Origin of the sequence: Nocardiopsis listeri (genome assembly GCF_020741345.1) — a bacterium.
GTDB classification, from domain to species: domain Bacteria; phylum Actinomycetota; class Actinomycetes; order Streptosporangiales; family Streptosporangiaceae; genus Nocardiopsis; species Nocardiopsis listeri_A.
On the sequence record NZ_DYZD01000149.1, the window covers coordinates 1 to 6,631 of the forward strand.

Genomic DNA, 6,631 nt, shown 5'->3' on the forward strand with positions numbered 1-6,631 from the left:
GCCAGGACGAGAACTCAGGCCTGTGGATAACTCACCACTCACCCGAGGTTCCGGGAATGGGGGAGGGGCCTCCACTCGCTGTGGAGGCCCCTCTGGCCGCACGCTTGCTGCGTGCGTTGGTCGGTGCGGCGACCGACTCACCGGTACGGCCGCTCGGGTCAGAAGCCGTAGTTGTGCATGGAACCGCCCGGGTAGATGGTGCCGACGCCGTCACGGTAGGCGTAGCCACCGTAGGCCGCGCCCTCGACGAAGGTCCAGCCGCCCAGGGTCAGGCCGTTCAGGGCGACGTACCAACCGGCGGCGTTCGGGTCGGTGTAGCCGCGCAGCGCGAAGTGGATGTGGGCCCCGGTGGTCGAGCCCCCGGCGCAGAGGCTGTTGCCCTGGGTTCCCAGGTAGTAGCCGTTGCCGACGTCGTTACCGGGCAGCCACTGGTAGTCCTCCAGGTGGTAGTAGTCCGTGGAGTAGCCGTTGTCGTGGATGACACGGGTCCAGCCCTCGCACAGCGAGTAGGCGTAGCCGCCTCGGGCCGCACGGGCCTGGCCGTTGCCTCCCGCGAAGTCAACGGAGCTGTACGGCGGGCCCGAGCTGAACCCGTGCGGTCCGCTGGTCATCACCATCGACGTGCCGACCGAGAACGGGAGTCCGACTCCGGTGTAGGCCATGGGGGAGAGCTGGTCGGGGTCGGTGGACGCGGAGACCGTCTCGCGCTGGTCGGTGTCCATGAGCGAGGACTCGGCGAGGATCTCGGAGAACTCCTCGGTACCCTCCAAACCCACCGTCCAGGCGGCGCCGTCGAGCTCCGCGGCGAACAGCCAGGCGTAGGGGTCCTCCTCGGCGCCCATGGGGGCGGTCACGATGGCGACACCGAACGCGGCGCCGTCGATGGCCTCCCGGATGTCGACGCGGACGTCGCGCTCCTGTTCGGCCAGGGTGGACAGCCCGGTGTCGCGTTCGGTGAGGACGTCGTCGATGACGGCGTCGGCCAGGTCGGTCTGGGCGGACTCGGAGGTGGTGCTCAGGGTGCGGGGCAGGTCCAGGGTCTCGGCGTGTTCGACGATGATCTCGACGTTGTCCGCCGTGCTGTGGGACGGGGCGGACGGCTGGGCCGCGACCGGGGTGGAGGCTCCCGCGAGCAGGGCGGCGGACATGGCGACCGTGAGCGCGCCTACGGGCAGGAATCGGGGAGCGGGGGTGGGCAGTGCCAACGCTTCTCCTGGGGGAGTCGAGTAGCGAACGGGGTATGACACCACAACCTTGATGTGGTTACCGCAGAGTAAGCACGCCCCAACCCCGGATCAAGGGGGGCAACGAAAATTTCATACGCGATTACGATTTTCGAGGTTCAAAAGTTTCTTCTTCCGTTCGAGTCCTCCCGCGTATCCCGTCAGTGAACCGTTCGCGCCGATCACCCGGTGGCAGGGAACGATGATGCTGATCGGGTTGCGTCCGTTCGCCGCCCCCACGGCGCGCGACGCGGTGGGCCGCCCCAGCTCCTCGGCCAGCTCGCCGTACCCGGCGGTCTCTCCGTAGGGGATGGTGGTCAGCGCCCGCCACACCCGCAGTTGCCAGGGGGTGCCCGCGGGGGCCAACGGCAGGTCGAACTCGCGCAGCTCCCCCGCGAAGTAGGCGATCAGCTGCCGCTTCACTTCGGTGAAGGGCGCCTCGTCGGACAGCCACCTCTCGCCGACGTGGTGCGGGGCCCCGTCCTTGGGCGGGGTCGAAACCCCCGCCAGGGCCTCCCCGTCGCCGAACAGCAGGAGTTCGCCCAACGGTGAGTCCATCGTCGTGTACCTGGTCGATCCCGGTATCGGTTCACGGAACCGCACCGAGGTCGTCCTGGGCGGAGCCGCCGGTTCGGTGGCCTCGGGCAGGTCGAGCGGTAGCGCGTCCTGGTCGGTGTAGGTCATCGTCCTCGCCTCTCTCGGTGTTCGTCGTGGGCCGAAGAGGCCCAAAGCAGGTGGGTCGCGTAGGAACGCCAGGGGCTCCAGGCCAGTGCCCCGCGTGCCGCCGCCGCGGGGGTGGCCGGCAACGCCGACCTCTCCAGGGCCTTCCTGACCCCCAGGTCCGTCTCAAGGAACACGTCCGGGTCGCCCAGACCACGCATACGCACGTAACGGGCGGTCCACGGGCCGATGCCGCGCAACCCCACCAGCCTCCGTTCCGCCTCGTCCCGGTCACAGCCGGGTCCGAGGTCGACTCGGCCGTCGGCAAGCGCCGCGGCCACCTCCACCAGCGCGCGGCCGCGGGCCACCGGGATCGACATCTCGGTCGGGTCCGCCGCGGCGAGCGCGTCGGGCGTCGGGAACGTGTGGGTGAGGGCGCCTTCGGGCCGCCCCAAGGGCTCTCCGAACCGTTCGACCAGCCGTCCCGCCAGGGTACGCGCGGCCTTCACCGACACCTGTTGGCCGAGGACCGCTCGCACAGTGAGTTCGGCGGGGTCCACGTGGCCGGGGGCGCGCACGCCGGGCCGCGCGCGCAGCACCGGTCCCAGCAGGGGGTCGGGCCCGAGGATCTCGGCGACGGCTTCGGGGTCGGCGTCCAGGTCGAGCAGGCTCCGGCAGCGCCGGACCGCCCCGGCCAGGTCACGCGGTTCGGTCAGGCGCAACCGGCACAGCACGTGCCCGCCCGTCGTCCTCGATCCGCTCGCCGGTGACAGTTCCACGATCCCGGGTCCGTTCGCCAGCCTGAGGGTGCGCCGGTACACCCCGTCGATGTATTCCTCGACCCCGGGCACCGCGCGTTCCCCGAGGAAGGGGAGCATCCCGGACAGGTCGATCCGCCCCCGATAGGGAAGTCGCAGCGTGATGGTGCCCGAGCCGGTCGCGAGGGTGCCACCGTGGGCGTCCTCGCGCATCCGGCCGGGGGAGCGGTCGTAGATCGCCCGCATGGTCTCGTTGAACTGGCGGACGCTGGCGAAACCCGCGGCGAACGCGGTGTCGGCCATGGGCAGGTCGGTGGTCTCCACCAGGATCCGGGCGGTGTGCGCCCGCTCGGTGCGGGCCAACGCCAGCGGCCCCGCGCCGACCTCGGTGGTGAGCAACCGGTTGAGCTGGCGTTCGCTGTACCCCAGCGAATCGGCCACGGCGCTCACCCCGCCGCGGTCGACGGCCCCGTCGTTGATGAGACGCATTGCCCGACCGACCACGTCGGCCCGTACGTTCCATTCGGCGGAACCGGGCACGGTGTCGGGGCGGCAACGTTTGCAGGCGCGGTAACCCGATTCCTGGGCGGCCGCGGCGGAACGGTAGAAGCGGACGTTCTCCCGGCGGGGGGTGACCGCCGGGCAACTCGGCCGGCAGTAGATGCCGGTGGTCCGCACGGCGGTGTAGAAGACCCCGTCGAAGCGGGAGTCCCTGCTGCGGACCGCTCTGTAGCGCTGGTCGTCGTCCATCACCTCTCCATGTTCACCGACCGGGGCCCGCGGGGCCGGCGGTTTTCGGACATGGAGGTGACGGGGCTATTCCTCCTCGTCCTCGTTGTCGACCAGGTACTGGACGTAGACCGGGCGCAGGGCCTCCTGGAGTTCCGGGTCGTCCTCCGCGGACAGCGCCTCGAAGAACAGACCGGAGGCCTGGGCGACGCTCGCCTGACTGGACTCCATGTGTCCGGCGGCGGCCTCGCCCGCGGGGATGAGGCCGAGCAGTTTCCAGAAGAAGCGCAGGTCCCACCGTTTCCGCGCCAGTTCCACAGCGCGTTCACGCAGGTCATCGGTGCTGATGTGCTCGAAGCCGGTGGCGTTGTCTCCCATGGTCGGAAGATACCCGAGACCGGGCCGGGCATCCCCGGGTGAGCTGCGTTACTCTTCACACGAGTTCATCATCTCCTCCTCGGCGTCCGGGGAGACCCCCAAAAGGGGTGCCGGGCGGGCGGGGAAACGTCGTGAGGGGTACGCCATGGCCGAGTCCGCCGCGCGGGTCGTCGTCGCCAAGCCGGGTCTGGACGGACACGACCGGGGGGTCAAGATCGTCGCCCGGGTGCTGAGGGACGCCGGAGTGGAGGTCATCTACATGGGCCTGCGCCAGACCCCGGAGATGATCGTGGCCGCCGCGCTCCAGGAGGACGCGGACGCCATCGGTCTGTCGGTGCTCTCGGGCGCGCACATGACGATGTTCGGTCGGGTCATGGAGCTCCTGCGGGAGAACGACGCCACCGACATCCGGGTGTTCGGCGGTGGCATCATCCCCGATTCCGACGTCGCGGAGTTGGAGTCGATGGGGGTCGCCCGGATCTTCACGCCGGGCGCGCCGACGGCCGAGATCGCCGATTGGGTGCGGGAGAACATCCGCCCGGCGCACGCCGCCTGACCCACCCCCGAGCCGTGATGTTCCTCGCATCGCAGACCCGGAGAACGGTGTTAGCCGCCGTGTCTCTGGTCACATATTTTCCCACGTGAGAACCGTGGTACTACCGCGCGAGCGGCTTTCGGGGGCCGTTCCGAGGGGGCAACTCGGCCCCGGTGGCCGATGACCGGATCACGGGCGACTAAGCTTTGCGCATGTCGCGGGTGGCAACGCCGCGGCGATCTCGATCTCTGTAGGCGGCTCAGCCCCCATCGGGGTTTGCGTCGTGTGACACCAGTGCGTCACCGCCGATCCGGACACGCCACCCCCGGTACAAACTTGAGCCAGCGATTTACAAGGACGGACCCTCGTGGACCTGTTCGAATACCAGGCGAAGGATCTCTTCGCAGAGTACGGAGTTCCCGTACCCCAGGGAAAGGTGGCGAGCACGGCCGCTGAGGCACGTGCCATCGCTGATGAGTTCGCCGCCGCGGGCAAGCCCCGTGTCGTCGTGAAGGCCCAGGTCAAGACCGGTGGCCGCGGTAAGGCCGGCGGCGTGAAGGTCGCCGACGGCCCCGAGGACGCTCAGGCCAAGGCCGAGCAGATCCTCGGCATGGACATCAAGGGCCACACGGTCCACCGTGTCCTGGTCGAAGAGGCGAGTGACATCGCCGAGGAGTACTACTTCTCCTTCCTCCTGGACCGCGCCAACCGTGACTTCCTCTCCATCTGCTCCGCCGAGGGCGGCATGGAGATCGAAGAGGTCGCCGAGACCAACCCCGACGCCGTCGCGAAGATCTCGATCAACGCCCTCAAGGGCGCTCCGGCGGATGTCGCCGCCGAGATCGTCAAGGCGGGCAAGCTGCCCGAGGCCGCCGCCGCGGGTGCCGCCGAGGTCGTCACCAAGCTTTGGGACGCCTTCGTCGGCAAGGACGCCACCCTCGTGGAGGTGAACCCGCTCATCCTGACCAAGGACGGCCGGGTCGTCGCCCTCGACGGCAAGGTGACCCTGGACGAGAACGCCGAGTTCCGCCAGGACCTGGAGAGCTTGACCTTCGCCGAGGAGGGTGACCCGCTCGAGGTCGCCGCCAAGGCCAAGGGCCTCAACTACGTCAAGCTCGAGGGCGAGGTCGGCATCATCGGAAACGGTGCCGGTCTGGTCATGTCGACGCTGGACGTGGTCGCCTACGCCGGTGAGAGCCACGGTGGCGTCAAGCCCGCCAACTTCCTCGACATCGGTGGTGGCGCCTCGGCCGAGGTCATGGCCAACGGCCTGGAGATCATCCTGGGCGACCCCGCGGTCAAGAGCGTGTTCGTCAACGTCTTCGGTGGCATCACCGCCTGTGACGCCGTCGCGAACGGCATCGTGCAGGCGCTGGAGCTGCTGGAGGGCCGCGGCGACGACGTGTCCAAGCCGCTGGTGGTGCGCCTGGACGGCAACAACGCCGAACTGGGCCGACAGATCCTGGACGAGCGTGCCCACCCGGCCGTTCGTCGGGTCGACACGATGGACGGCGCCGCCGCGCAGGCCGCCGAGCTCGCGGCGAAGTAGGGGACGAATTTCACCATGGCTATCTTCCTGACCAAGGACAGCAAGGTGCTGGTCCAGGGCATGACCGGCTCTGAGGGCACCAAGCACACCCGTCGGATGCTCGCTTCGGGCACCAACATCGTCGGTGGCGTGAACCCGCGCAAGGCCGGCCAGAAGGTCGACTTCGACGGCACCGAGGTGCCGGTCTTCGGCTCCGTGGCCGAGGGCATGGAGGCCACCGGCGCCGACGTCACCGTGATCTTCGTTCCGCCGAAGTTCACCAAGGACGCCGTCGTCGAGGCCATCGACGCCGAGATCGGTCTGGCCGTCGTGATCACCGAGGGCATCCCGGTCCACGACACCGCCGCCTTCTGGGCGCACGCGGGTGCCAAGGGCAACAAGACCCGCGTCATCGGCCCGAACTGCCCCGGTCTGATCACCCCGGGTCAGTCCAACGCCGGCATCATCCCGGCCGACATCACCAAGCCGGGTCGCATCGGCCTGGTGTCGAAGTCGGGCACGCTCACCTACCAGATGATGTACGAGCTGCGCGACATCGGTTTCTCGACCGCCGTCGGCATCGGTGGCGACCCGATCATCGGCACCACGCACATCGACGCCCTGGCGGCCTTCGAGGCCGACCCGGACACCGACGTGATCGTGATGATCGGTGAGATCGGTGGCGACGCCGAGGAGCGTGCCGCCGCCTACATCAAGGAGAACGTGACCAAGCCGGTCATCGGCTACGTCGCGGGCTTCACCGCCCCGGAGGGCAAGACCATGGGCCACGCCGGCGCCATCGTCTCCGGCTCCTCCGGTA

7 protein-coding genes are annotated in these 6,631 nt (G+C 69.2%); 3 read left to right on the forward strand and 4 right to left on the reverse strand.

From position 1 onward, the window contains the following. Positions 1 to 158: 158 nt before the first annotated feature. From K8V84_RS08550 to K8V84_RS08565, 4 genes are all read right to left on the reverse strand, one after another. The gene (locus K8V84_RS08550; protein WP_304072707.1) at positions 159 to 1,205 is read right to left on the reverse strand and encodes a M23 family metallopeptidase; all 1,047 of its coding nucleotides are present in this window, start codon (positions 1,203 to 1,205) and stop codon (positions 159 to 161) included. A gap of 111 nt (positions 1,206 to 1,316) precedes the next feature. Next, the gene (locus K8V84_RS08555) at positions 1,317 to 1,907 is read right to left on the reverse strand and encodes a methylated-DNA--[protein]-cysteine S-methyltransferase (protein ID WP_304072710.1); all 591 of its coding nucleotides are present in this window, start codon (positions 1,905 to 1,907) and stop codon (positions 1,317 to 1,319) included. Then, entirely contained in the window at positions 1,904 to 3,391 is a 1,488-nt protein-coding gene (locus tag K8V84_RS08560; RefSeq protein ID WP_304072713.1) for an AlkA N-terminal domain-containing protein, read from the reverse strand. Before K8V84_RS08560 ends, K8V84_RS08555 begins: the two co-directional genes overlap by 4 nt. Positions 3,392 to 3,457: 66 nt before the next feature. Then, entirely contained in the window at positions 3,458 to 3,748 is a 291-nt protein-coding gene (locus tag K8V84_RS08565) for a hypothetical protein (RefSeq protein WP_304072716.1), read from the reverse strand. Between the two features lie 145 nt (positions 3,749 to 3,893). Between K8V84_RS08565 and K8V84_RS08570 the strand changes: the two genes are divergently transcribed. The 3 genes from K8V84_RS08570 to sucD form a co-directional block, all read left to right on the forward strand. Beyond that, complete coding sequence (locus K8V84_RS08570; RefSeq protein WP_304072718.1) at positions 3,894 to 4,304, forward strand: cobalamin B12-binding domain-containing protein; 411 nt, start codon at positions 3,894 to 3,896, stop codon at positions 4,302 to 4,304. Between the two features lie 346 nt (positions 4,305 to 4,650). Next, positions 4,651 to 5,832: an ADP-forming succinate--CoA ligase subunit beta gene (gene sucC / locus K8V84_RS08575; protein ID WP_304072721.1), complete on the forward strand. Its 1,182-nt coding sequence runs from the start codon at positions 4,651 to 4,653 to the stop codon at positions 5,830 to 5,832. Between the two features lie 15 nt (positions 5,833 to 5,847). Next, positions 5,848 to 6,631 (forward strand): succinate--CoA ligase subunit alpha (gene sucD / locus K8V84_RS08580; protein ID WP_304072724.1); only part of this gene is annotated, 784 nt, incomplete at its 3' end.

Bases quoted from the DNA above. Each gene is read 5' to 3' on its own strand.
- K8V84_RS08555 (WP_304072710.1), bottom strand. From the start codon at position 1,907: ATGACCTACACCGACCAGGACGCGCTACCGCTCGACCTGCCCGAGGCC.
- K8V84_RS08570 (WP_304072718.1), top strand. From the start codon at position 3,894: ATGGCCGAGTCCGCCGCGCGGGTCGTCGTCGCCAAGCCGGGTCTGGAC.
- K8V84_RS08560 (WP_304072713.1), bottom strand. From the start codon at position 3,391: ATGGACGACGACCAGCGCTACAGAGCGGTCCGCAGCAGGGACTCCCGC.
- K8V84_RS08565 (WP_304072716.1), bottom strand. From the start codon at position 3,748: ATGGGAGACAACGCCACCGGCTTCGAGCACATCAGCACCGATGACCTG.